The following is a 23,360-nucleotide window of genomic DNA, read 5'->3' on the forward strand; positions in this document are numbered from 1 at the left end:
GCCGGCTGCCATGCCGGGTAAAGGGCATTGCGCAGTGTTGTCTTTATTCAAGGAGTCGTTGATGACCTTTTCGTTAGCCGCCAAGGTGTTGGTGTTGCTGCTGTTTGTGGGCAGCATCCTTTACGTGCATTTGCGCGGCAAGGCGCGCCTGCCGGTGCTGCGCCAGTTCGTCAACCATTCGGCGCTGTTCGCGCCGTACAATGCCCTGATGTACCTGTTCTCCGGCGTGCCGTCCAAACCCTATCTGGACCGCAGCAAGTTCCCTGAACTGGATGTGCTGCGCGATAACTGGGAAACCATTCGCGACGAAGCCATGCACCTGTTCGACGAGGGCTATATTCGCGCGGCGGAAAAGAACAACGACGCCGGTTTTGGCTCGTTCTTCAAGAAGGGTTGGAAGCGTTTCTACCTCAAGTGGTATGACAAACCGTTACCATCGGCAGAAGCCCTGTGCCCGAAAACCGTAGCGCTGGTCAGTGCGATTCCCAACGTCAAAGGAGCCATGTTTGCGCTGTTGCCGGGCGGTAGCCACCTCAACCCGCATCGCGATCCGTTTGCCGGTTCCCTGCGTTATCACCTCGGTCTGTCGACACCAAACTCCGACGATTGCCGCATCTTCGTCGATGGCCAGGTTTACGCCTGGCGCGATGGCGAGGATGTGATGTTCGACGAGACCTATGTGCATTGGGTCAAGAACGAAACCGACAAGACCCGCGTCATCCTGTTCTGCGACATCGAGCGACCGCTGAGCAACCGCGTCATGACCCGCATCAACCGCTTCATCAGTGGCTGGCTCGGCCGCGCAACCGCACCGCAGAACCTCGACGACGAACGTGTCGGCGGAATCAACCAGGCCTACGCCTGGAGCAAGAACTTCAGTGACAAGTTCAGCGGCGTGGTCAAACAGTGGAAGCGCCGTAACCCGAAGGCCTACCGTGTTCTGCGGCCGGTGCTGGCAGTGGTGGTGTTGACGTTGTTGGGGTATTGGCTGTTTGGTTGAGGCTGGATGTTGTAATAAAAAACCGCTCCTTGTGAGCGGTTTTTATTGACTGCGAATCAGCGCCGTCCAGCGAGAACGTTGGGTTCATCCACGTCAATACCATCGACAAGAACTTGCAGAAATCGTCGCTGGTTGGTGGATAACACGAAATCACCCAGCTTTTCATCGGCTTTGCGTGGTCCCTTCTTTGAGGGTGCTTTTTTAACATCTTTACGCATTTTTTTGCCCTCGCTGATCATTAATTGAACAGTTTTCACAATACTTTACCCTCCACTGCGAGCACAAGGCGGCCATCCAAATCAAATGTGAAGCCGAGCTGCCTATATTTCGGAATGGCTCCTTGCATGGGCTCCTGAACTTCAATCAATCTGCTGCCAATAATTTGGGCAAATTCGTCAATGGCCAACATCGCCAACGCCGCGATACGGTTTTTAAGTGGATGCGCTTCCCCTGGCCTTCCCTCAAGCCGCACGATTCGAATTCGCTGACGGCTATTGTTTGGAATGACAAAACACAGCCCGCAAAGCTCTTGTTCAAACCAGATCGCGACATCCAGAGACAAGGGTTCTCGGGTCTTCCAGGTGGCGACCTCTCCCCAGGAAAAATGCGGATTATCCCAAAGCTCAAAAGCACTTATTGCCTGAGTATCGATGGGTTCGAAGCGTATTTTCGAAAAGTCTGCTCCCTCATGAAAAAGCATTCTCTTGGTGGTGATACTAGCCGCCTTTCTCGCCTCTGACCGATACAACTGATACCGCAAATACGTCCGTTCTCTTGGCATATGATTTCGAGCATTCCATGTCTCCCCATCGATAGGTGTAGCCGTTGCTCACCAGCCTATTAAGCTCCGACTCAGCTGTCGCTACAGGCCCTTTGCCCAAATCATTGCAATCCATGTCCCACGCTGGTTATAGTCGGCGCTCGTGAGTCGCACGACTCACCTCCTAAGCCTTCAAGAAGATCTGCCCAAATGCCTGCATTCCTCATCAACGCGGTAGTCGATTCAGCGGTCAGCGCTGACGTCGTGCCGTGCGGGAATCAGCAGCCAAAGCAGATCAGTCACTACCCCCCACCTGTCAGTAGCACGCCGGTGTGCGCAGTCGTATCACCGCCGGGCGTTGGCGTTTCGGGCTGATCGGCAGTTTCTGCTGAACCCTGTGCCCGCCTGAAAAACCTACTGAATTTCAGCTTCGGCTGAGTTGGCTTTGTGCCTGACTACAGGTGGTATCCATGTTGGTCCTTTCGAAAAAAACCGCGCTCGCGGCGGCGTCCACGAGCCTGTTCGTTCTGCTGTGGAGCAGCGGGGCGATCTTCTCCAAATGGGGCCTGGCGCACGCGTCGCCCTTTGCCTTTCTGCTGATCCGTTTTGTCATTGCCCTGTGCGGGCTGCTGCTGCTGGCGCCGTTGCTCAAGTTGAAACTGCCAAAGGGCGGCAAACCGATGCTGTTTGCGATCGCCACGGGTGTGGTGTTGTTGGGCGCTTATCAGATTTTTTATCTGCTCGCGCTCAACACCAAAGTCACCCCAGGAGTGATGGCGACCATCATGGGCGTGCAGCCGATTCTCACGGTGGTATTGATGGAGCGGCAGCGCTCGGCGAGCCGGATATTTGGTCTGGCGCTGGGGTTGGCCGGGCTGATCATGGTGGTCTACCAAGGCATCGGTCTGGCCGGGATGTCCTGGGCGGGGATGCTGTTTGGCTTGCTGGCGCTGGCGAGCATGACGCTGGGCTCGATCATGCAGAAACGCATCACCGACAATCCCCTCGGAACGTTGCCGGTGCAGTATCTGGCGGGTCTGTTGCTCTGCGGGATCTTCGTGCCGTTCCAGCCGTTTCACTTCGAACACAGCGTCGGCTTCATCGTGCCGGTGTTGTGGATGGGGCTGGTGGTGTCGGTGCTGGCGACGCTGTTGCTGTATCGCCTGATCGCACGGGGAAATCTGGTGAATGTCACCAGTCTGTTCTATCTGGTGCCGGCGGTGACGGCGGTGATGGACTATCTGATTTTCGGCAATCGCCTGGCCGCGTTGAGCGTGCTCGGGATGCTGTTGATCATTGTCGGTCTGGCGTTCGTTTTCCGTAAAACCGGCTGACCTACAGACTGATGGCGGCTGTTCGGCCGCCATCGCGAGCAGGCTCGCTCCCACAGGGATCTATGCTGCGACCCAGATCCAATGTGGGAGCGAGCCTGCTCGCGAATATGGATTGATCAGCACCGCAAAATCATTGGGCTGTCGCTGCAGAAGGCTTCACCACCGCCGGTTTCAACACCAGCCACAACGCCAGCGCAATCAACACGCCGCCATACAGATGCGCCATCGACAGCGGCTCATCCAGCAACAACGCCCCCCACAACACGCCGAATGCCGGGATCATGAAGGTCACGGTCATCGACTTCACCGGGCCGATGGAGCTGAGCAGGCGGAAGTAAATGATGTAGGCAAACGCGGTGCAGCCCAACCCCAGGCCCAGCAGCGACAGCCAGACATTCCAGCCGCCCCAGCTTGCCGGTGGCGCAGTGATCACGCTGTAGATGAATAACGGCAGGAGAAACAGCGAAGCACCGAGCATGCTGCCGACCGCCGAGAGTCGACTGTCGAGCCCACCACTTTGATCCAGCCAGCGCCGGGTGAGGAAACCGGCGAAGCCATAGCATGTGGTGGCGAGCAGGCAGGCGAGGGCGCCCATCAACAACTCCAGATCGAAAGCCACCGGGCCTGCGCGCGTGAGTACGCCGACACCGAACAAGCCGAGGAACACGCCGGTCAATTTCGCGACGGTGAGTTTTTCACTGAAGAACAAGCCGCCAATCAACACGCCCATCAGCGGCGTAGTGGCATTGAAAATCGCCGAGTAACCCGCCGGCAGCACCTGGGCCGCCACCGAATACAGCGTCGCCGGGATCCCCGAGTTGATCACCCCGAGCAACATCACGGTTTTCAGTTTGCCTTTGAAATCCCAACTGATGCGCATCAGTCCGAGGATCACCAGCAGGCCGACGGCAGCGATCGACACGCGAAAAAACGCCGTCGGAATCGTGCCGATCACCGGCGCAATAATGCGCATGAACAGAAAACTCGCGCCCCAGATGGCCGCCAGCGACAACATACGGAAAATATCGACTGGGCTCACGACGAGTCTCCTTCCTAGATCGGGACGAGAGTGTTGCCGAGCGCCCTGACGATGGCAACCGCTAATCAGGCATTTAACTTTCCGCTTAAATCACAAACCGCGTGACCAACCCGTTCAGGTCGACTGCCAGACGCGATAGTTCCTGGCTCGCGGCAGACGTCTGCGTGGCGCCGGCGGCGGTTTGCGTCGAGAGATCGCGGATGTTCACCAGATTTTCATCGACCTCGCGCGCCACCAGCGCCTGTTGCTCGGCGGCGCTGGCGATGACCAGGTTGCGCTGGTTGATCTGCGAAATCGACGCGGTGATTTTCTCCAGCGCCTGCCCGGCGCTGTTGGCGCGACGCAATGTCTGCCCGGCCTGTTCGGCACTGCTTTGCAGCGCGCTGACCGTCGCGCCGGTGCCGTGCTGGATGCTGGTGATCATCAGCTCGATTTCTTCGGTGGAGTTTTGCGTGCGTTGCGCCAGCGAGCGCACTTCATCGGCGACCACCGCAAACCCGCGCCCGGCTTCACCGGCCCGCGCCGCTTCAATCGCTGCGTTGAGCGCCAGAAGGTTGGTCTGCCCGGCGATGCCGCGAATCACCTCGAGTACTTTGCTGATGTCCTGAGCCTGAGTGGCGAGGCCCTCGGCTTGCTCCGAGGCACCGAGCACTGCGCCGACCAGTTCCTGAATCGAGCTGATGGTTTCACTGACCTGGACATGCCCGTGCTTACTGTCTTCGTTCGAGGCTTGCGACGCTTCGGCGCTGGACACCGCATTGGCCGCGACTTCATCCACCGCCGTGCTCATCTCGGTAACGGCAGTGGCAGCCTGTTCGATCTGATCGTTTTGCTGTTGCAGGCCACGGGTGCTTTGCTCCATCACCGAACTCATTTCCTCGGCAGCGGAAGCCAGTTGCTGCGCCGACTCGCTGATACCGCGAATGGTCGAGCGCAAGTTCATCTGCATCTCGGCCAGGGCGTCGAGCAACTGCGCCGCTTCATCCTTGCCTTCGCTGACGATCTGGCCGCTGAGGTCGCCAGCGGCAATTTTGCGTGCCACGTTCAGGGCCTGATTGATCGGTGTGGTGATGCTGCGAGTCAGCTGCCAGGCCAGCAGCAGCGTCGCCAGCAGTGCGATGACAATGATGCTGCCGACAATCCACAGTGCGCGCTCGTACATGGCCGCCGCAGCGTCGGCGGCGGTGTCGGCACCTTGCTGATTGAGGGTGATCATCTGCTCCAGTGTGACATCGAGCACCGAGCCCTGCGGCGCCAGTTCAGTGTTCAGGAGGGCGAGCGCCTGCTCGGTCTGGCCGGCGTCGGTCTGCTTGATGATCTGATCGAGGATGCTCAGGTATTTGCCCGCGGCTGCACTCAAAGCCTTGAGCAGGGCGTCTTCCTGATCACTGGTAATCAGGGTTTTGTGATCACTGAAGCGCTTGAGCAATTCTTCGCGCTGCGCCTTGATAATACCTTTGCTTTTTTCACGACTCGCCGCTTCGGGGTTGGCGATCAACCGCAGGGATTCGAGGCGGATGCTGGCGATGTTGGCCGCCGCGTCATGAATGCTTTCGATGCTGGGCATCCACGATTCTTCAATCACTGTCGCACTTTCGCGCAGGGTTTTCATTTGACCGAGGCCGAACAGGCCGACCACGACCAGCAGGCCGGCTAACACGGCAAAACTCAAACTGGCGCGCAAACCTATGCGCAGATTCCGGATAGACATCAATGTGCTCCTTGATCTTTGAGGGAGAGGTCGTCCTCGTGGACCGAGGATCTTGTTGTCAGGCGGGTAATGGCGGGCTGTATATCAAAGTGCCATCATTTTGGTAAGACCAATCCGGACACACTCCAGACATGGCATCGCACCTGCTGCCAAGGCGCGAGCTAGAGAGTTCAATGCCGGATTGGATCCGAAAGCCAGAGAATCCGTGGGCTGGCGGCTGGCTGTAGAAAGCGTCTGAAAGGCTGTTTATTGACCGAACGGTCGATTAAAAAAAACTTTGATAAAAAAAGTGTCGCTGTACAGGTCTGCCGTGGATTTGGCAGAAATTGCACTTCACCTGCGCACGGTTCCGTGGCTAAGCTCAGGCACAGATTTCCACATGCACGCAGAGGTCTCATCTATGCCGCAACAATGGCCAGCCACCGATATCGCCCGCATGATCCTCGATGGCTTTGATGATTACCGCGAGCATTTCCGCCGGATCACCGACGGTGCCCGGGAGCGTTTCGAGCAGGCCCGCTGGCAGGAGACACAAACCGCGTCGGCGGCGCGGATCAACCTCTACGAAGAAAAGGTCAGCGAAACCATCGCCCGCCTGCGCGAGTATTTCGCTGACGAAGCGCTGATGAATGTCAGCTGCTGGCCGCTGGTGAAAAGCGCCTACATCAGCGTCATCGACCTGCGCTTCGACGATGAACTGTCTGAGACCTGGTACAACTCGATTTTCTGTGGGCTGTTCAGTCATGACCTGATCAGCGACGGCTGCATGTTCATCCACACCACGCGTCCGAGTCTGCGCCGTGCCCGCGCCGCGCAAACCCGCACCTACAAACCGCAAGGCCAGTTGTCGGGGATGCTCGCGAGCATTTTTGCCGATTACCGTTTCAGCGAGGATTACGCCGATTTGCCGGGCGACCTGCGCCGGCTCGAAGCGCAACTGCGCGAAAACCTGCCGGACTGGGTGTGCAAGGATCCGGAGCTGAGCGTCGAGCTGTTTTCTTCGGTGCTGTACCGCAACAAGGGCGCGTATCTGGTCGGGCGCATCTACACCCGCGACGAGCAATGGCCGCTGGTGATTCCGCTGTTGCACCGCGAGGGCCGCGGAATTCAGATCGATGCGTTGATCACCGACGAAGCCGACGTGTCGATCATCTTCTCGTTCACCCGTTCGTATTTCATGGTCGATGTGCCGGTGCCGGCGGAGTTCATTGGCTTTCTGCGGCGCATTCTGCCGGGCAAGCACATTGCCGAGTTGTACACCTCCATTGGCTTCTACAAGCACGGTAAATCCGAGTTTTATCGCGCGCTGATCAATCATCTGGCCAACACCGACGACCAGTTCATCATGGCTCCGGGCGTGCGCGGCATGGTCATGAGTGTTTTCACACTGCCGGGCTTCAACACGGTGTTCAAGATCATCAAGGACCGTTTTTCGCCGTCGAAAAACGTCGACCGTGCCACGGTGATCGAGAAGTACCGACTGGTGAAAAGTGTCGACCGGGTAGGGCGCATGGCCGATACCCAGGAGTTTGCCGATTTCCGCTTTCCGCTGAGCAAGTTCGATCCGGCGTGCCTTGAGGAATTGCTCGAAGTCGCACCGTCGACGGTCTCGGTGGAGGGCGATACCGTGCTGATCCGCCACTGCTGGACCGAGCGGCGGATGACGCCGCTCAACCTGTACCTGGAGAACGCCAACGAAGCGCAAGTGCGTGAGGCGCTGGAAGACTACGGTTTGGCGATCAAGCAACTGGCGGCGGCGAACATCTTTCCCGGCGACATGCTGCTGAAGAACTTCGGTGTCACTCGCCACGGGCGGGTGGTGTTTTACGACTACGACGAGATCTGTTTTCTGACCGAGGCGAACTTTCGCCATATCCCGGCACCGCGTACCCCGGAGGACGAAATGGCCTCCGAGCCGTGGTATTCGATCGGGCCGCTGGATGTATTTCCCGAGGAGTTTCCGCCGTTCCTGTTCGCCGATTCGGCGCAGCGCAAGTTGTTCGATCAGTTGCATGGCGAGTTGTACAACGCCGATTACTGGAAGGGTTTGCAGGAGGCGATCCGGGCGGGGAAAGTCATCGACGTCTTCCCATACCGCCGCAAGGGCCTCGATAACGAATAACTCCCCCTGAACACATTGTGGCGAGGGGATTTATCCCCGATGGGGTGCGAAGCCCCCCAAAACCATTCAACTCAGACGCCCCAGATCGACTTTGATAGCCAGTCGGCGACTGCTGCGCAGCCGATCGGGGATAAATCCCCTCGCCACAAGAGCACCTCGCAGTCGTGTTCAGTGCCGCAAATCTGCGACAATCCGCCCCCTGCACAAATAGACGACCGAATTGCGTACCCGATGACCGACGAATCGCCCTCCATCGACAAACTGCTGAAAAACCTCGATCACGCCATGCTTGCCGACCGCCACCGGCTGCGGCGGCAGTTGCTTGAGCTGCGCAAGAAACCCGACGAAGCCAAGCTGGCCCAGTGGGTGACGCGCATGCAGGCGTCCTGCGATCAAGTGTTGGCGCGCCGCGCCAGTCTGCCGGTGATTCGTTACGACGACAGCCTGCCGATCGCCGCCAAGCGTGACGAAATCAAGGCTGCGCTGGAAAAGCACCAGGTGCTGATCATTGCCGGTGAGACCGGTTCGGGTAAAACCACGCAGTTGCCGAAGATCTGTCTGGAAATCGGTCGCGGCCAGCATGGCCTGATCGGTCACACCCAGCCACGGCGGATCGCAGCGCGCAGTGTCGCCAGCCGCGTCGCCGAAGAACTTGCCACGCCACTCGGGGCGCTGGTCGGCTATCAAGTACGTTTCGAAGATCAGAGCGATTCCAATACGCTGATCAAATTGATGACCGACGGCATTTTGCTCGCGGAAACCCAGAATGACCGGTATCTGGAACGCTACGACACAATCATCGTCGACGAAGCACACGAACGCAGCCTCAACATCGATTTCCTGCTCGGTTACCTGAAAACCCTGCTGCCGCGCCGTCCGGACCTGAAGGTCATCATCACCTCGGCGACCATCGATCTGGAGCGCTTCTCCAAACATTTCGATGACGCGCCGATTGTCGAGGTGTCCGGCCGCACTTTCCCGGTGGACACCTGGTATCGCCCGCTGACGCTTGAGCAGGACGAAGAGGGCAACCGCGTCGAAGACGACCTGACCGTGGATCAGGCGATCCTCGCCACCCTCGATGAAATCGCCGCTTATGAGCGCAGCGAACGCCGCAGTCCCGGCGATGTGCTGGTGTTCCTGCCCGGCGAGCGCGAGATCCGCGATGCGGCGGACATGCTGCGTAAAGCCCAGCTCAAACACACTGAAATTCTGCCGCTGTATGCACGCCTGTCGCCGGCCGAACAACAGCGGATTTTCCAGTCGCACCCGGGCCGTCGAGTGGTGTTGGCGACCAACGTTGCCGAGACCTCGCTGACCGTGCCGGGCATCCGCTACGTGATCGACAGCGGCACCGCGCGCATCAGCCGTTACAGCTACCGTGCGAAAGTCCAGCGCTTGCCGATCGAGGCGATTTCCCAGGCCAGCGCCAACCAGCGTAAGGGCCGTTGTGGTCGGGTCGAGCCGGGCATCTGCATTCGCTTGTATAGCGAAGAAGATTTCCTCGGCCGTCCGGAATTTACCGATCCGGAGATTCTGCGCACCAACCTCGCCGCGGTCATTTTGCAGATGCTCCATCTGCGTCTCGGCGAAATCACCGCGTTCCCGTTTATCGAGCCGCCGGATGGAAAGGCGATCAGTGACGGTTTCAACCTGCTGCAAGAACTCTCGGCGGTGGATCGCAACAGTCAACTGACGCCACTGGGCCGGCAACTGGCGCGCCTGCCGGTGGATCCGCGCATGGGCCGCATGTTGCTCGAAGCGGCGAAGCTCGGCAGTCTGCAAGAAGTGCTGATTGTCGCCAGCGCCATGTCGATTCAGGATCCGCGTGAACGTCCGCCGGAGCGCCAGCAAGCCGCCGACCAGGCTCACGCGCAATGGAAGGACACTGATTCCGACTTCGCCGGACTGGTCAATCTGTGGCGCGGTTTTGAAGAGCAACGCCAGGCCCTGACCGCGAGCCCGCTGCGTAACTGGTGCCGCAAGAATTTCCTCAATTACCTGCGTCTGCGCGAGTGGCGTGATTCCCATCGCCAGTTGAGCCTGATCTGCCGCGACATGCAGTTGAGCCTGAATAAAGAACCGGCGGATTACCCGAAATTGCACAAAGCGGTGCTGGTCGGCCTACTCAGCCAGATCGGCCAGAAAACCGAGGACGGCGATTACCTTGGCGCGCGTCAGCGGCGTTTCTGGATTCATCCGTCGTCGGGCATCGGCAAGAAACGCCCGCAATGGCTGATGACCGCCGAACTGGTGGAAACCACCAAGCTGTACGCGCGCATGGTCGCCAAGATCGACGCCGACTGGATCGAGCCGCTGGCCGGTCACCTGATCAAGAAAAACCACTTCGAACCGCACTGGGAGAAGAAGCGCGGCCAGGTCGTGGCGTTTGAGCAGATCACTCTGTTCGGACTGATCGTGGTCGGCCGTCGGCCGGTGCATTACGGCCCGGTCGATCCGGTAGTTTCCCGCGAGTTGTTCATCCGCGAAGGCCTGGTGCGTGGCGAGATCCAGTCGAAAGCCAAGTGCCTGAGCGCCAACCAGCGACTGCTGGAACAGCTCGACGAACTTGAGGCCAAGGCCCGTCGCCGCGACATTCTCGCCGACGAAGAAACCCTCTACGCCTTCTACGATGCGCGGCTGCCGGCAGAGATTCACCAGACGGCGACGTTCGACAGCTGGTATCGCATCAACAGCCAGAAAGATCCGCAATTGCTGATCATGCGCGAAGAAGACGTGCTGGCCCGCGAGGCCAGTGAAGTCACTGCGCGGGATTACCCGGACACCCTGCACATCGGCGATCTGGAACTGGCGCTGACCTATCATTTCGAACCCAATCACCCGCGTGACGGCGTGACCCTGCGCGTGCCGGCGCCGCTGCTGCCGATGCTGCCGCCGGAGCGTCTGGAGTGGCTGGTGCCGGGGCTGATCGAGGCCAAGTGCATCGCGCTGGTGCGTAACTTGCCGAAGGCACTGCGCAAAAACTTCGTGCCGGTGCCGGACTTCATCAAAGCCGCGTTGCAACGCATGACGTTTGCCGACGGTTCATTGCCGCAGGCGTTGGGCCGTGAACTGCTGCGCATGACCGGTGCGCGGGTCAGCGATGAGGCGTGGGCGGAAGCCGAGCAAGGCGTCGAAGGGCATCTGCGGATGAACCTGGAAATCGTCGATGGCCAGGGCAAATTCCTCGGCGAAGGACGTGATCTAGCCGAGTTGACCGCACGTTTTGCCGAAGCCAGTCAGGCGGCGTTGGCGGTGCCGCAGAGCGCGAAAAGTCAGCAGCCGGTGGAAGCCAAGGTCTTTGCGCCAGTGGCGGAAAAGACTCAACAGAAGATCGCCGGGCTGTCGATGACGGTCTATCCGGCGCTGGTGGAAGAGGGCGGCACGGTCAAGGAAGGGCGCTTCTCGACCCCGGCCGAAGCCGAGTTCCAGCATCGTCGTGCGTTGCAGCGTCTGTTGATGCAACAACTGGCCGAGCCGGCCAAGTTCCTGCGTGGCAAGTTGCCGGGGCAGACCGAACTGGGCTTGCTGTACCGCGAGTTGGGCCGGGTCGATGCGCTGGTCGAAGATATTCTGCTGGCCAGCCTCGACAGTTGCATTCTTGAAGGTGAAGACCCGTTGCCGCGAGATGGCGCCGGTTTGGCGGCTCTGGCTGAACGCAAACGCGGCAACTGGACCGAGCATGCCGAGCGCGTGGCACGCCTGACACTGGAAATCCTCAAGCTCTGGCATGGTCTGCAAAAGCGCTTCAAGGGCAAGATCGATCTGGCGCAAGCCGTGGCGTTGAACGACATCAAGCAACAGATCAACAATCTGGTTTATCCGGGGTTTGTCCGGGAAACGCCGATGCAGTGGCTTAAAGAGCTGCCGCGTTATCTGAAAGCAGTCGAGCAGCGTTTCGAAAAGCTCGGTGCGCAGGTGCAGAAGGATCGTGTCTGGAGCGGCGAACTCGCCGGGCTCTGGGCGCAATACCAGGCTCGCGCGGCCAAGCATGCGCAGGAAGGCAAGCGCGATCCGCAGCTTGAGTTGTACCGCTGGTGGATGGAGGAATACCGGGTGTCGCTGTTCGCCCAGCAATTGGGGACGAAAGTGCCGATCTCCGACAAACGCCTGAATAAGCAATGGACCCAGGTCGAACCGTGATCTTGAGGATACGCAACTCCTCTTGTGGGGGCGGCTTTTGTGGCGAGGGGATTTATCCCCGATGGGTGGCGAAGCCGCCCCAAAATCGATCATCTCAGTCCTTCAGTTGAAATGAGTGTGATTGTTTGGCGACTGCTTCGCAGCCGATCGGGGATAAATCCCCTCGCCACACAGGCTCGCTCCCATGTGGAGCGGGTGTTGAAGTTGAGAAAGGGGCCAAAACCTCGGCTTTATGGCAAACTTCGCGACCATAAATGCCGGTTTCGCGACCCAGAGCCTTTGGCGCGGTCACGAAGCGGAATAAAGCGATGCCAGGTTTGCGTCCCCCTGATGGGAATAGACCCTTTGTGTGTTGGTACGACGGTTCCAGCACTTTCTGCCTGAACAGATTAGAGAAACGACCATGCATAACGTCGTCATCAGCGGCACCGGCCTGTACACCCCGGCCAACAGCATCTCCAACGAAGAGCTGGTGCAGTCTTTCAATACCTACGTCGCGCAGTTCAACGCGGACAACGCCGACGCCATCGCCAGCGGCGAAATCCAGGCCCTGACTGAATCCAGCGCCGCTTTCATCGAAAAAGCCTCAGGCATCAAGAGCCGCTTTGTCATGGACAAGGACGGCATTCTTGATCCGCAGCGTATGGCCCCGCGTCTGCCGGAGCGCTCCAACGACGAATGGTCGGTACTCTGCCAGATGGCCATCGGCGCTGCCGAACAAGCCTTGCAGCGCGCCGGCAAAACCGCCGCTGACATCGACGGCGTGATCGTCGCCTGCTCCAACCTGCAACGTGCCTACCCGGCCATTGCCATCGAAGTCCAGGAAGCGTTGGGCATTCAAGGCTTCGGTTTCGACATGAACGTGGCCTGCTCGTCGGCCACTTTCGGTATCCAGCAAGCCGCCAACACGGTGCAATTGGGCCAGGCCCGGGCGATCCTGATGGTCAACCCGGAAGTCTGCACCGGTCACCTGAACTTCCGTGACCGCGACAGCCACTTCATCTTCGGCGACGCCGCGACTGCGGTGATCATCGAGCGCGCTGATACCGCGACTTCCAAGCACCAATTTGACATTGTCAGCACCAAACTGCTGACCAAGTTCTCCAACAACATCCGCAACAACTTCGGTTTCCTCAATCGCGCGGCGGAAGAGGGCGTTGGTGCCCGCGACAAACTGTTCGTGCAGGAAGGCCGCAAGGTGTTCAAGGATGTCTGCCCGATGGTGGCCGAACTGATCGGTGCGCATCTGGAGGAGAACAAGCTCAACGTCGGCGACGTCAAGCGCTTCTGGCTGCACCAGGCCAACCTGAGCATGAACCACCTGATCGTGCGCAAACTGCTGGGCCGCGAGGCTACCGAAGAAGAAGCACCGGTGATCCTCGACACCTACGCCAACACCAGCTCCGCAGGCTCGGTAATTGCTTTCCACAAGTATCAGGATGATCTGGCCAGTGGTTCGCTGGCAGTGTTGAGTTCGTTCGGTGCAGGTTACTCGATCGGTAGCGTGATTCTGCGCAAGCGTTGAAATTGGTTTAATTTCCGCTTAACTGCGTTGACTTTTCCTACATCCGAATCGGCTCAAACGTTGTAATTTTTCGGAATTGGCGGCAGGTGAAAACCTGCCGCTATTATTTTCGGAATCGGGAAAAGGGGATTTTGGATGGCGGCTGACGATAACCAACTGCTTGCACGCCTGCTGGCCGGTGAGCAAAAGGCTTTCAAGGAACTGGTCACGACGTATCAGAGCGCCATGCGCGCCGTCGCCTACGCGATTGTCGGCCAGCGTCATGTCGAGGAAGTGGTACAGGACGCCTGGCTGTCGGTGGTGCGCCACATCGCCAGCTTCGAAGGTCGCTCGAGTCTCAAGACCTGGCTGCTGACCATCACCGCCAACTCCGCTAAAAGTCGTTACAAACAGAATCGCCGCGAAGTGTTGATGGATGATTTGCCATCGCCCCATGGCACGATCGACGACGACCGCTTTTCTCCCGGCGATGGCCACTGGCTGGTGGCGCCTTTCGCCTGGCATCAGGACACCCCGGAAGCACTGCTGACCGAAAGCGAGTTGCGCGAGTGCCTGGAGCACACGTTGCTAAGCCTGTCGGAACTGCAAAGCAGCGTTTTGTTGCTGCGCGAACGTCAGGGCCTTGAACTGGAAGAGATCTGTAATCTTCTGGAGATCTCGCTCTCCAATGTCCGAGTGCTGCTGCATCGTGCGCGGCTGAAAGTCTTCGCGACCGTGGAGCATTTTGAGGAGACCGGGGAATGTTGACCTGTAAGGAACAAGTAGCGCGCTCCAGCGATTATCTCGATGACCAATTGAGCTTTCGCGAGAAGCTGATGGTGCGTCATCACCTGATGTTTTGCCCAAACTGTCGGCGTTTCATCCGTCAGATGCGTTTGATGCAAGCCACCTTGAAGGCAATGCCGGAAGAGCCTGTAGAAAACGTTGATGCGCTGGCCGAACATCTGGCCGAACAGCGCCGTAAAGACAAGCCCCTGTAGGAGCTGCCGAAGGCTGCGATCTTTTGATCTTGCTCTTGTTCATAGAACTCAAGATCAAAGGATCGCAGCCTTCGGCAGCTCCTACAGGGGTTTTTTGCATCCTGCAGAAAATAGCCCGGCGCGAGCGAAACGAACGGATGATGGGATCGCCCCGCCCGCCCCAGACTAAAGAAGATCAGCTTCAAGCGCCAAGCCTCAAGCAGCAAGTCATGCGCTGACTTGCAGCTTTAGGCTCGAAGCTTGCAGCTGCTTGATCAGAACTTGGCTTCCGCATCCAGCTGCAGGGTGTTGGCGTCTGCATCGCGCTGGGTACGGCTGGCGAAGTCTGCCTTGGTCAGGAAGTAGGTCGCGCCGATGGCGAAGTTCTTGTCGATGTCATAACCGACCTTGAACTTGTGACCGCGCGAACCGGTGGTGCCGTTGGCGAAGTCGGAGTCGGTGAAGGCGCCGACCACAGCATTGCGCTGCACGTCACGATAGTTGTAATCGAGGTTCAGGCCGAAGACTTTCGACTTGGCGCCGACCAGCCATGCGGTGTCCTGATCGGTTACGGCATCGTTGTTCTTCACGTACTGACCGTAGAACGACAGTGGCATCGGCAGACCACCGATGTCGACCTGGCTGAACCCTTCATACAGACGGAATTCGTTGTTCGCCGAGTTGCCGTTGACCGCCAGGGCGCACGGCGTGGAAGTGCCGGTGCAGCGGCTGTCATCATCGTTCTGGTAAGCGTAGATGCTGCCGCCCAGGGTCACTTTCAGATTGTCGGTGATGTTGAAGCGGCTACCCAACTGGCCGGACGTCAGACGCAGGTCGTGACGGAATTGCACGCCATCGCCGTCGACGTTGTCCTTGAGGTTGTAGTTACCCAGGCTACCGAACAGTTCGGCGCTGCTGCCCAGTGGGTATTTGTAGGTAACGGCCAGACCTTCCGGGTTGATGTCGCTATCCCAGATCACGTCGCCCATGCTCACCCACGGTTGCAGCATCTTGCCGCCGATGATGTGCAGGTTCTTGATCTGATCAGGGTGGTAATCGATGTAGCCGAGGTCGAGCCAGATCTGCTTCTTGTCGAAGTAGTTGTCCTGGTCCTGGTTGGTCGAGCGGGCATCGTCGCCGCCGCCGGTGGCGATACGGATGCCGGTGTCGACTTGCGGGTTGATCTCGGTGTAGGCACCGAGGCGGGCACGGATACGCTGACGGTCCTTGTCGCGGCCGCCGTTGTTCGGTTCGCCATCGATCTTGATGGTTTCCTGACGGAAACGCACGTCGCCCTTGAACTGGGTCTTGGCGGCCCAGGCCAGTTTCTGGTCGAAGGCGCTTTGTTCGGTGGTCTTCTTCGCGACAGCCGCGACTTGTTCGTTGGTCTCTTGCTGCGCCTGCTGCGCGATTTGCTGAGCCTTCTGATCCTTGGCCAGTTCAGTTTGCAGTTCAATGTACTGCGCCTGTGAAATCGAACCGTTAGCCTTGAGCATGTCGAGCAGTTTGGCGTCGACTGCAGCACTGGCCGGAACACTCATGGCCAGCAACAGGCCACCGCACAGGGCCGCCGCAGTTTTCGTGGAAGCAAGACGCATAGCAATCTCCGAAGATGAGAGGGGATGGCTGAACCATCCTGGGCACAACCGACAGTTGAAGGTCGGAAAACAGTGTCCGGGTAGAACCCGGCGCTCTAAAAACAGGCGCCAGTATCGCGATGGTTTATGACAGAGCAGTGGCACAGTGATGGCAGGTTGATGACGGTTCACGTTTGCCGTGAACTATTGATCTAGAGCGCTGTCGGCCGATTGCGGGTGTGCAATGCAGCGCAATCGGCGATACTCGCCCGGCGCTGAAACCCAGTTGTGGAGAGCTCGTTGATGCCGTTGCAATGCCTGCAAAATCTGTCAGAAATCGCTCCGGCGACGTGGGACGCGCTGGTGCCCGACACTCAGCCGTTTCTGCGTCATGGCTTTCTCAGTGCATTGGAAGACAGTGGCAGCGTTGGCCCCCACACCGGTTGGCAACCCGAGCACTTGCTGCACTTCGAAGAGGGGCGATTGATCGCGGCGCTGCCCAGTTATCGCAAGTGGCATTCCTATGGCGAGTACGTCTTCGATCATGGCTGGGCCGATGCTTGCGCCCGTGCCGGAATCGATTACTACCCCAAGCTGTTGACGGCGGTGCCGTTCAGTCCGGTCAGCGGGCCGCGGCTTTTGGCGGCTAACGTCGAGGACGGTTTCGAGTTGCTCAAGAGTCTGCCGGGTTATCTCGAAATCGAAGGGCTCTCCAGCGCGCACATCAATTTCACCGACCCGTTTACCGATGCGGCAATGTCCGAACAGCCGGGTTGGCTGCAGCGCATAGGCTGTCAGTACCACTGGCAAAATCGCGGTTATCGCGACTTTCAGGATTTCCTCGACGTGCTCAGTTCGCGCAAGCGCAAGCAGATGCGCAAGGAGCGCGAGCAAGTGGCGGGGCAGGGCTTCGAGTTCGAATGGCTGGACGGGCGCGAACTGGACGAGGCGCAATGGGATTTCGTCTACGCCTGCTACGCCAACACCTACGCGGTGCGGCGACAAACGCCGTACCTGACCCGGGAATTTTTCAGTCTGCTGGCCGAGCGCATGCCCGAGGCGATTCGTGTGGTGCTGGCCAAACAGGGCTCACGGCCGGTGGCGATGGCGTTCAGTCTGGTCGGTGGTGACAGTTTTTACGGACGCTATTGGGGTTGCCTCGCAGAGTTCGATCGACTGCACTTCGAGACCTGTTTTTATCAAGGCATGGACTACGCGATCGCCAACGGTTTTCAGCGCTTCGATGCCGGCGCTCAAGGCGAGCACAAGCTGATTCGCGGTTTTGAACCGGTTATCACCCATTCGTGGCACTACCTGCGTCATCCGGGATTGAAAGCGGCGGTGAAAGATTTCCTCCAGCAGGAACGCGCTGGCATCCTTGCCTATGCCGAAGAGGCGCGCACAGCCTTGCCCTACCGTCAGACGTAGATCCCAGTAGGAGTGAGCCTGCTCGCGATAGCGGTCTGTCAGTTACCTCATTACTGTCAGGCAGACCGCTATCGCGAGCGGGCTCACTCCTACAAAGGGATTTCCGTGGCTTCAGGTTTCTTCTTTGCCCAGCCAGCGGTAGATCCCGCCGCCAATCACCGCGCCAATCAGCGGCGCGACCCAGAACATCCACAATTGCGCGATCGCCCAGCCGCCCACCATCAGCGCCGGGCCAGTGCTGCGCGCCGGGTTGACCGAGGTGTTGGTCACTGGAATCGAGATCAGGTGAATGAGCGTCAGGGCCAGCCCGATGGCAATCGGTGCCAGCCCCGCTGGAGCGCGTCTATCGGTGGCGCCCAGAATGATGATCACAAACATCGCGGTCATCACCAGTTCCGTGACGAACCCTGCGGCCATTGAATACTTGCCGGGAGAGTGTTCGCCATAACCGTTGGACGCCAGGCCGGCGGCGATGTCGAAGCCTTCCTTGCCGCTGGCGATGTGGGCGATCAGCGCTGCCGCGAGGATCGCGCCGAGCACCTGAGCGATGATGTAGGCGGGCAGTTCTTTTGCCGGAAACCGACCGCCGACCACCAACCCGACCGACACTGCCGGGTTCAGGTGACAACCGCTGATGTGGCCAATGGCGAACGCCATGGTCAGCACCGTCAAACCAAACGCCAGGGCCACCCCCAGCACCCCGATTCCCAAAGGTGAAGACGCGGCGATAACCGCACTGCCACAACCGCCCAAAACCAACCAGAACGTACCCAACAACTCAGTAACTGAACGTTTGAACAGAGACATGAGAGAGTCCTTGATAGGCGTACTATCGAGACTGCATCGAGTGGTGCATCCCTGCAGTTTTACGACAGGCTCTGTGCTGGAGCCTAGGCTGAGTACAGCAGGGATTTTGCCGATTTCCAGCGCCCACAAAAAAACCGCCAGCGCCCGTGGTTGGCGGGCTGTGGCGGTTTTGAGATGAATAAATAATCTGTAGCGAGGGAGCTTGCTCCCGCTCGACTGCGCAGCAGTCGCAAAACCTGCCAACCGGAAATATCTGACACAAACGGGTGGAATGGTTTTGGGACAGCTTCGCTGTCCAGCGGGAGCAAGCTCCCTCGCCACAAAGGCTCCCGGATTTTGTGGCGGAGAGAACGGTTAGTCGATCCCGACAAACCCCCCGGTCTGGTGTGCCCACAGCCTCGCATACAAACCGCGATGCGCCAGCAGCTCTGCATGTGTGCCGCTCTCGGCGATCTTGCCGTTTTCCAGCACCACCAGCCGATCCATCCGCGCGATGGTCGAGAGGCGGTGGGCAATCGCGATCACGGTTTTGCCCTGCATCAGGGTTTCCAGGCTTTCCTGAATCGCCGCTTCGACCTCCGAGTCCAGCGCCGAGGTCGCTTCGTCCATGATCAGGATCGGCGCGTCCTTGAGCAGCACCCGGGCAATCGCGATGCGCTGACGCTGGCCGCCTGACAACTTCACTCCGCGTTCACCCACATGCGCATCGAAGCCGGTACGGCCTTCAGCGTCCGACAGCAACGGAATGAACTCATCGGCACGGGCCTTGTGCACGGCGTCCCAAAGCTCTGCATCCGTTGCGTCGGGTTTGCCATACAGCAAATTGTCGCGGATCGAACGGTGCAGCAGCGAAGTGTCCTGGGTGATCATGCCGATGCGTGCACGCAGGCTTTCCTGGCCGACTTCGGCGATGTTCTGCCCGTCGATCAAGATCCGCCCGCCTTCGACGTCGTAAAGGCGTAACAGCAAGTTGACCAACGTCGATTTGCCGGCGCCGGACGGCCCGATCAGACCGATTTTTTCACCCGGTTTGATGTTCAGATTGAGGTCGCCGATGATGCCTTGCTTCTTGCCGTAGTGAAAATCCACGTGCTCGAAACGCACTTCGCCACGGGCCACATCCAGCGGTTTGGCCTGTTCGTGATCGGTGACGCTGACCGGTTGCGAGATGGTCCGCAGACCGTCCTGGACCATGCCGATATTTTCGAAGATGCCGGTGACCACCCACATGATCCAGCCGGACATGTTGACGATGCGGATCACCAGGCCGGTCGCCAGGGCGATGGCGCCGACGCTGATCAACGATTGCGTCCACAACCACAACGCCAGCGCAGTGGTGCCGACGATCAACAAGCCGTTCATGGCGGTAATCGCCACGTCCATGCTCGTGACCACGCGGCCGGCCATTTGCGCCTTGACCGTTTGTTCTTCGATGGCTTCTTTTGCGTAGTGCTGTTCGAAATTGGTATGGGCGAACAGCTTCAGCGTGGCGATGTTGGTGTAGCCGTCGACGATCCGGCCCATCAGTTTCGAGCGCGCGTCGGAGGCTTCCACCGAGCGATCCTTCACCCGTGGCACGAAGTAATACAACGCGCCGATGTACGCGGCGATCCACGTCAGCAGCGGGATCATCAGGCGCCAGTCGGCCTCGGCGAACAGCACCAGCGAGCTGATCGCGTAGATCACCACATGCCACAGCGCATCCACCGCTTGCACCGCCGAGTCACGCAGCGAGTTGCCGGTCTGCATGATGCGTTGGGCGATGCGTCCGGCGAAGTCGTTCTGGAAGAAGTTCAGACTCTGCTTGAGCACATAACTGTGGTTCTGCCAGCGGATCATGCTGGTCATGCCCGGGCTCAATGTCTGATGCACCAGCAAGTCGTGCAGGCCGAAGAAGATCGGCCGCAATACCAGTGCAACGACCAGCATCCACGTCAGTTCGAGGGCGTGGTCGCTGAAGAAATTCGGATTGGGTGTGCCTTGGGCCAGGTCGATGATACGGCTCAGGTAACTGAACAGCGCCACTTCGATCAGTGCGGCAAACAGACCGACCACCAGCAGAGCGGCGAAACTCGGCCAGACCTGCTTCAGGTAATAGGTATAGAAAGGGAGAACGCGGTCCGGCGGAGACGCCGTCGGGGCTTCACGGAATATGTCGATCAGTTGTTCGAAACGGCGATAGAGCATCAGATAACCGCCCGGAGTACGGGCTCTCCTTTTATCGGTGTGAGCGGCGTGAGGTTGAATTCACGCCGCTCGAAACGCCCTGTGCAGCTTAGTCGATGACTTTGGCCGACTTGATGATCACAGGGTCGACAGGCACGTTTTGCATGCCGCTTTTAGTGGTGGTTTGCGAGTTGACGATGATGTCGACGACGTCCATGCCCTTGACCACTTTGGCGAACACCGCGTAACCGGCGTCACGGCCCGGGTCGAGGAATGCGTTGTCAGCCACGTTGATGAAGAACTGGCTGGTGGCCGAGTCAGGGTTGGAAGTACGCGCCATCGACAGGGTGCCGCGAACGTTGTGCAGACCATTGCTGGCTTCGTTCTTGATCGGTGCCTTGGTTTCTTTTTGCGACATTTGCTGGGTGAAACCGCCACCCTGAGCCATGAAGCCCGGGATCACGCGGTGGAAAATCGTGTTGGTGTAGAAACCGCTGTTGACGTAATCCAGAAAGTTCTTGGTACTGATCGGCGCCTTGACCGGATCCAGCTCGATTTCGATCTGGCCGTTGGTGGTGTCCAGCAGCACGTGTGGCGCCTTGGCTGGCGTGGCCGCCATCAGGTTGGCAGCGAACAGCACGGTACCGGCGGCGAGGGCGAGTTTTTTCAGCATGGGTCAGTGATCCTGAGATTGAATATCGGCTGCGGCAAGAAACTCCAGCAGCGTTTGATTGAAACGTTCGGGTTGATCGAGCGGGGTAGCGTGGCGTGAATCGGCGATCACCACCAGCCGCGCATCGGGCAGCAGTTTTACATAGGTTTCTTTCAGTGCCACCGGTGTGTAGTCACGGTCGGCGCTGACGATGAGGGTTGGACAGGTCACTCGGGAAAGTCGTTCCTGAACCCCCCAGCCCACAATCGCATCGAAGCTGGCGAGATAAGCACGTTTGTCGTTTTTTGCCCAGCGTTCGGCCATTTTCTGCCGCAGATCGGCCTGTTCCGGTTTTGGAAAAAGTTTGCTGCCCAGCGCTTTGCCGATCGTGGCGAGGCTGAGCACGCGCATCAGGCTCCAGCGCTTGAACCACTGCCAGTAGTCGTCGCGGCTGCGGATTTTGACTTCGGGGGCGCTGTTGACGATGGTCAGGCTCTTGAGCAGTTGTGGCTGATCGACGCCGAACTGGAAGCCGATCATGCCGCCCATCGAGAGCCCAACGTAGTGCACCGGGCCGAGTTTCAAGTGCTCGATCAGGGCAAGCATGTCGGCGCTGAAGCCGGCGATGCTATAGCGCTCGCGGGGCTTGTCGGAGCGACCGTGGCCGCGCACGTCAGGGACGATCACCCGGTAATGCGCAGCCAGCGCCGGGATCTGCATTTCCCAGTCCAGCGTGCTCGAACCGAGCCCGTGAACCAGCAGCAACGGCGTGCCGTGGCCATATTCCTCGTAGTGCAGGTTGCAACCTTCATGCTCGAAATATGCCATCGGTGAACTCCGTGTCAGGCTTGTTCGGGGGCGGCGAACGGTGCGTCCAGCGGCAAGGTGTCGAAGGTACGCAGCAATTCAATGAGGATTTGCGTGGCCGGGCCCAGCGGTTTGTCCTTGTTCGAGTACAGGTAGAAGCTCGGGTTGCGGCTGCCGCCCTGATCCAACGGTAGCAGCTTGAGCGTACCTTCCTTGAGTTCGCGTTCGATCATGTGCCGTGGCAGCCATGCGAAACCCAGGCCACTGCTGACAAATGTCGCGGCGGTGGCGAGGCTGCCGACGGTCCAGCGCTGTTCGGCGCCGAGCCAGCCGACGTCGCGTGGTTGCTGGCGGCCGGAGTCGCGGATCACCACCTGCATCTGGGTTTCCAGATCCTGGAAGCTCAGTTCACGATTGAGCCGATGCAAGGCGTGATCGGGATGGGCGACAGCGACGAACTCGACATCGCTCAGTTCAGCACCGAGGTAGCCGGGAATGCTCAGGCCGGTGATGGCCAGATCGGCCACACCTTCGAGCAGCACTTCTTCAACGCCGGACAATACTTCTTCGCGCAGACGCACACGGCAACCACGGCTCTGCGGCATGAACGCGGTCAACGCGCGGACGATGCGCGCACTCGGATAGGCCGCGTCGACCACCAGCCGCACCTCGGCCTCCCAGCCTTGCTCCATGTGGTGGGCGAGGTCTTCCAGTTGGCTGGCCTGTTTCACCAGTTGTCGCGAGCGGCGCAGCAACACGCCTCCGGCTTCGGTGAGTACCGCTTTACGCCCGTCGATGCGCAGCAACGGCACGCCGAGCTGATCCTGCATGCGGGCGACGGTGTAGCTCACCGACGATTGCGAACGGTGCAGGGCCTCGGCGGCCTGCGCAAAGCCGCCATGGTCGACCACGGCCTGCAATGTTCGCCATTGATCAAGGGTCACGCGGGGCGCTTTCATCAATAGCTCCTCTTGTCCTAAGCTGGCGGTCCCTCATGGAGACTGCCGAATGAAAAAAATCTGTTGTGTGTTGCTGGCGCTGCTGCCGCTGACGGCGTTTGCGTATCCGATCGATGTGGAAAAGGATCTCAACGGCCTCAAGATCGACTACGAGACCTACGACACCGACAACGATATTGGCTCGATTCGGGTGGCCAACTACGGCGATGTCGATGCTGTCTGCAAGGCCGTATTCACTAACGGTCCGGAAGCGCCGCGTACGCGCAATATCGAAGTGGCGGCCGGCAAACACAAAAACGCCACGGCCAAGTTCACCCGCACGATCATCAAACTGCGCATCAAGCTGACCTGCACCCCGAAATAACAGTCGC

Annotated in this window: 19 protein-coding genes; 9 read left to right on the top strand and 10 right to left on the bottom strand. The window is 59.1% G+C overall.

Annotated elements, in window-relative coordinates:
- Positions 1 to 61: 61 nt before the first annotated feature.
- On the top strand, positions 62 to 1,000 hold the full coding sequence (locus tag ACIOWE_RS18570; RefSeq protein ID WP_401394246.1) for an aspartyl/asparaginyl beta-hydroxylase domain-containing protein: 939 nt from the start codon (positions 62 to 64) through the stop codon (positions 998 to 1,000).
- 56 nt (positions 1,001 to 1,056) lie between these two features.
- Here ACIOWE_RS18570 and ACIOWE_RS18575 read toward each other — a convergent pair whose 3' ends face one another.
- Together ACIOWE_RS18575 and ACIOWE_RS18580 are read right to left on the bottom strand one after the other, a co-directional pair.
- Positions 1,057 to 1,257 (bottom strand): hypothetical protein, encoded by a 201-nt coding sequence (locus ACIOWE_RS18575; RefSeq protein WP_201234746.1) that lies wholly within the window; start codon positions 1,255 to 1,257, stop codon positions 1,057 to 1,059.
- Complete coding sequence (locus ACIOWE_RS18580) at positions 1,254 to 1,781, bottom strand: hypothetical protein (protein ID WP_401394249.1); 528 nt, start codon at positions 1,779 to 1,781, stop codon at positions 1,254 to 1,256. The genes ACIOWE_RS18575 and ACIOWE_RS18580 overlap by 4 nt, the downstream gene beginning before the upstream one ends.
- 449 nt (positions 1,782 to 2,230) lie before the next feature.
- Between ACIOWE_RS18580 and ACIOWE_RS18585 the strand changes: the two genes are divergently transcribed.
- Entirely contained in the window at positions 2,231 to 3,094 is an 864-nt protein-coding gene (locus tag ACIOWE_RS18585) for a DMT family transporter (protein ID WP_401394252.1), read from the top strand.
- Positions 3,095 to 3,224: 130 nt separating this feature from the next.
- Here the strand turns inward: ACIOWE_RS18585 and ACIOWE_RS18590 are convergent, their stop codons facing one another.
- Both ACIOWE_RS18590 and ACIOWE_RS18595 read right to left on the bottom strand, forming a co-directional pair.
- Positions 3,225 to 4,133: a DMT family transporter gene (locus ACIOWE_RS18590; protein ID WP_401394255.1), complete on the bottom strand. Its 909-nt coding sequence runs from the start codon at positions 4,131 to 4,133 to the stop codon at positions 3,225 to 3,227.
- 85 nt (positions 4,134 to 4,218) lie between these two features.
- Positions 4,219 to 5,844 (bottom strand): methyl-accepting chemotaxis protein, encoded by a 1,626-nt coding sequence (locus ACIOWE_RS18595; protein WP_401394257.1) that lies wholly within the window; start codon positions 5,842 to 5,844, stop codon positions 4,219 to 4,221.
- A gap of 400 nt (positions 5,845 to 6,244) precedes the next feature.
- Between ACIOWE_RS18595 and aceK the strand changes: the two genes are divergently transcribed.
- The 5 genes from aceK (at position 6,245) to ACIOWE_RS18620 (ending at position 14,614) form a co-directional block, all read left to right on the top strand.
- Positions 6,245 to 7,966 (top strand): bifunctional isocitrate dehydrogenase kinase/phosphatase, encoded by a 1,722-nt coding sequence (aceK, locus tag ACIOWE_RS18600; protein WP_401394260.1) that lies wholly within the window; start codon positions 6,245 to 6,247, stop codon positions 7,964 to 7,966.
- A 231-nt stretch (positions 7,967 to 8,197) separates the two neighbouring features.
- The gene (hrpA, locus tag ACIOWE_RS18605; RefSeq protein WP_401394263.1) at positions 8,198 to 12,109 is read left to right on the top strand and encodes an ATP-dependent RNA helicase HrpA; all 3,912 of its coding nucleotides are present in this window, start codon (positions 8,198 to 8,200) and stop codon (positions 12,107 to 12,109) included.
- Between the two features lie 403 nt (positions 12,110 to 12,512).
- Positions 12,513 to 13,634 carry a beta-ketoacyl-ACP synthase III gene (locus ACIOWE_RS18610; RefSeq protein WP_401394266.1) on the top strand — a complete coding sequence of 374 codons (1,122 nt, stop codon included), beginning with the start codon at positions 12,513 to 12,515 and terminating at the stop codon, positions 13,632 to 13,634.
- A 135-nt stretch (positions 13,635 to 13,769) separates the two neighbouring features.
- On the top strand, positions 13,770 to 14,381 hold the full coding sequence (locus ACIOWE_RS18615) for an RNA polymerase sigma factor (protein WP_401394269.1): 612 nt from the start codon (positions 13,770 to 13,772) through the stop codon (positions 14,379 to 14,381).
- Positions 14,375 to 14,614: an anti-sigma factor family protein gene (locus tag ACIOWE_RS18620; RefSeq protein ID WP_401394272.1), complete on the top strand. Its 240-nt coding sequence runs from the start codon at positions 14,375 to 14,377 to the stop codon at positions 14,612 to 14,614. Before ACIOWE_RS18615 ends, ACIOWE_RS18620 begins: the two co-directional genes overlap by 7 nt.
- 254 nt (positions 14,615 to 14,868) lie before the next feature.
- On the opposite strand, the gene ACIOWE_RS18625 is transcribed toward ACIOWE_RS18620, so the two are convergent.
- A complete protein-coding gene (locus ACIOWE_RS18625) occupies positions 14,869 to 16,191 on the bottom strand; it encodes a putative porin (protein WP_201238665.1) in 1,323 nt (440 codons plus the stop codon).
- Positions 16,192 to 16,473: 282 nt separating this feature from the next.
- Here ACIOWE_RS18625 and ACIOWE_RS18630 point away from each other — a divergent pair, with 282 nt between their 5' ends.
- Complete coding sequence (locus tag ACIOWE_RS18630) at positions 16,474 to 17,598, top strand: GNAT family N-acetyltransferase (RefSeq protein ID WP_401394275.1); 1,125 nt, start codon at positions 16,474 to 16,476, stop codon at positions 17,596 to 17,598.
- A gap of 111 nt (positions 17,599 to 17,709) precedes the next feature.
- On the opposite strand, the gene aqpZ is transcribed toward ACIOWE_RS18630, so the two are convergent.
- The 5 genes from aqpZ to ACIOWE_RS18655 form a co-directional block, all read right to left on the bottom strand.
- Complete coding sequence (aqpZ, locus tag ACIOWE_RS18635; RefSeq protein WP_401394278.1) at positions 17,710 to 18,405, bottom strand: aquaporin Z; 696 nt, start codon at positions 18,403 to 18,405, stop codon at positions 17,710 to 17,712.
- 354 nt (positions 18,406 to 18,759) lie between these two features.
- The gene (locus tag ACIOWE_RS18640; protein ID WP_201238662.1) at positions 18,760 to 20,592 is read right to left on the bottom strand and encodes an ABC transporter ATP-binding protein; all 1,833 of its coding nucleotides are present in this window, start codon (positions 20,590 to 20,592) and stop codon (positions 18,760 to 18,762) included.
- Between the two features lie 88 nt (positions 20,593 to 20,680).
- Positions 20,681 to 21,244, bottom strand: coding sequence for a peptidylprolyl isomerase (locus ACIOWE_RS18645; protein WP_201238661.1), 564 nt, complete (start codon positions 21,242 to 21,244; stop codon positions 20,681 to 20,683).
- Positions 21,245 to 21,247: 3 nt separating this feature from the next.
- On the bottom strand, positions 21,248 to 22,051 hold the full coding sequence (locus tag ACIOWE_RS18650) for an alpha/beta fold hydrolase (protein ID WP_401394282.1): 804 nt from the start codon (positions 22,049 to 22,051) through the stop codon (positions 21,248 to 21,250).
- 14 nt (positions 22,052 to 22,065) lie between these two features.
- Positions 22,066 to 22,989, bottom strand: coding sequence for a LysR family transcriptional regulator (locus ACIOWE_RS18655; protein ID WP_025110609.1), 924 nt, complete (start codon positions 22,987 to 22,989; stop codon positions 22,066 to 22,068).
- A 49-nt stretch (positions 22,990 to 23,038) separates the two neighbouring features.
- Here ACIOWE_RS18655 and ACIOWE_RS18660 point away from each other — a divergent pair, with 49 nt between their 5' ends.
- Positions 23,039 to 23,353, top strand: a complete 315-nt coding sequence (locus tag ACIOWE_RS18660) for a 3-phosphoglycerate kinase (RefSeq protein WP_401394285.1) — start codon at positions 23,039 to 23,041, stop codon at positions 23,351 to 23,353.
- Positions 23,354 to 23,360: the final 7 nt, after the last annotated feature.

The organism is Pseudomonas sp. NPDC087598, from assembly GCF_044743525.1.
GTDB lineage: Bacteria > Pseudomonadota > Gammaproteobacteria > Pseudomonadales > Pseudomonadaceae > Aquipseudomonas.

Excerpts from the sequence above, each read along its gene's own strand:
- ACIOWE_RS18570 (WP_401394246.1), top strand. The coding sequence starts at position 62 with ATGACCTTTTCGTTAGCCGCCAAGGTGTTGGTGTTGCTGCTGTTTGTG.
- ACIOWE_RS18580 (WP_401394249.1), bottom strand. The coding sequence starts at position 1,781 with ATGCCAAGAGAACGGACGTATTTGCGGTATCAGTTGTATCGGTCAGAG.
- ACIOWE_RS18585 (WP_401394252.1), top strand. The coding sequence starts at position 2,231 with ATGTTGGTCCTTTCGAAAAAAACCGCGCTCGCGGCGGCGTCCACGAGC.
- ACIOWE_RS18595 (WP_401394257.1), bottom strand. The coding sequence starts at position 5,844 with ATGTCTATCCGGAATCTGCGCATAGGTTTGCGCGCCAGTTTGAGTTTT.
- aceK (WP_401394260.1), top strand. The coding sequence starts at position 6,245 with ATGCCGCAACAATGGCCAGCCACCGATATCGCCCGCATGATCCTCGAT.
- hrpA (WP_401394263.1), top strand. The coding sequence starts at position 8,198 with ATGACCGACGAATCGCCCTCCATCGACAAACTGCTGAAAAACCTCGAT.
- ACIOWE_RS18610 (WP_401394266.1), top strand. The coding sequence starts at position 12,513 with ATGCATAACGTCGTCATCAGCGGCACCGGCCTGTACACCCCGGCCAAC.
- ACIOWE_RS18615 (WP_401394269.1), top strand. The coding sequence starts at position 13,770 with ATGGCGGCTGACGATAACCAACTGCTTGCACGCCTGCTGGCCGGTGAG.
- ACIOWE_RS18620 (WP_401394272.1), top strand. The coding sequence starts at position 14,375 with ATGTTGACCTGTAAGGAACAAGTAGCGCGCTCCAGCGATTATCTCGAT.
- ACIOWE_RS18625 (WP_201238665.1), bottom strand. The coding sequence starts at position 16,191 with ATGCGTCTTGCTTCCACGAAAACTGCGGCGGCCCTGTGCGGTGGCCTG.
- ACIOWE_RS18630 (WP_401394275.1), top strand. The coding sequence starts at position 16,474 with ATGCCGTTGCAATGCCTGCAAAATCTGTCAGAAATCGCTCCGGCGACG.
- aqpZ (WP_401394278.1), bottom strand. The coding sequence starts at position 18,405 with ATGTCTCTGTTCAAACGTTCAGTTACTGAGTTGTTGGGTACGTTCTGG.
- ACIOWE_RS18640 (WP_201238662.1), bottom strand. The coding sequence starts at position 20,592 with ATGCTCTATCGCCGTTTCGAACAACTGATCGACATATTCCGTGAAGCC.
- ACIOWE_RS18645 (WP_201238661.1), bottom strand. The coding sequence starts at position 21,244 with ATGCTGAAAAAACTCGCCCTCGCCGCCGGTACCGTGCTGTTCGCTGCC.
- ACIOWE_RS18650 (WP_401394282.1), bottom strand. The coding sequence starts at position 22,051 with ATGGCATATTTCGAGCATGAAGGTTGCAACCTGCACTACGAGGAATAT.
- ACIOWE_RS18655 (WP_025110609.1), bottom strand. The coding sequence starts at position 22,989 with ATGAAAGCGCCCCGCGTGACCCTTGATCAATGGCGAACATTGCAGGCC.
- ACIOWE_RS18660 (WP_401394285.1), top strand. The coding sequence starts at position 23,039 with ATGAAAAAAATCTGTTGTGTGTTGCTGGCGCTGCTGCCGCTGACGGCG.